At 48.7% G+C, this 838-nt stretch carries 2 protein-coding genes; both read right to left on the bottom strand.

Translation table 11 applies throughout. The features are described from left to right. Positions 1-193: 193 nt before the first annotated feature. Positions 194-643: a DUF4124 domain-containing protein gene (locus tag ACTHS3_RS16065; protein ID WP_070608334.1), complete on the bottom strand. Its 450-nt coding sequence runs from the start codon at positions 641-643 to the stop codon at positions 194-196. Between the two features lie 12 nt (positions 644-655). Then, positions 656-838: hypothetical protein (locus tag ACTHS3_RS16060; protein WP_440368515.1), on the bottom strand; the 183-nt coding region annotated here is incomplete at its 5' end.

Raw genomic sequence — 838 nt, 5'->3', positions numbered from 1 at the left:
CGGCAATACAGAAGGCGTTTTGAGTAACAACATAATGGCAACCGTCAGAATTTAATACACGCTTACTTTAACAAGGCCGTCTGAAAACTGGAAAGAATGCTTTGTTTGGTATAAAGACGATTTTGTTATATTGAAAAGCTGAAAAGGCCGTCTGAAAACCAAATTTCAGACGGCCTTGCTGGTGTGGTAAGGATCAATAGGCAACAGGATCTTGATATGCAGGCTGGCGTTGCGCCGCGTCATAGTTTTCCTGAGCAGAGCGGACGGCTTTTTCCAAACCGTTGATCCGTTCGAGATAGCGGGCATAGTTGCGTTCATTGCCATAACGCACTTTTTTGCCTTCTTCCAAATTTTTCTTGGCGGTATCTAAAGCACGCTTGGCCGTGCCGACATCAGGCGGATTGACCGGGGCGACAGCTTCTTCCGCCTGCTCGGCTTTGCTTGGGGAAGTCGGCGTTGCCGGTGTTGAAACAGGCGCAGAAGTATATACGGACGGTTTGCCGATATTGCTGGCTTTGCAGTTTTTACCGCCGGCTTGGGTATAGACTTTGCGGCCGGCAGAATCGGTACATTCAAAAATAGGCGCGGCGGAAACCGCAGTTGTCAAAGCGAGCAGTAATGTGCTGATCCAGATTTTGTTCATTTTTATTTTTCCTTAAAACCATTTCCACCAAACAAACAAAGCCGCAATCATGATGATGTTGGCGAAGAAGATGGGTTTCCACTGTCTGGGCGCGCGCCGCAATTCGGCGCCCGAGCGCGTGCGGCGGATATAGAAAAACGGGCTGAGCAGCATGGAAGCGGCGCATACCAAAATAATCACGGCGTAATAGATTTT

Source organism: Neisseria sp. P0009.S007 (genome assembly GCF_051962515.1).
This window is presented reverse-complemented; position numbering and strand designations above follow the sequence as displayed.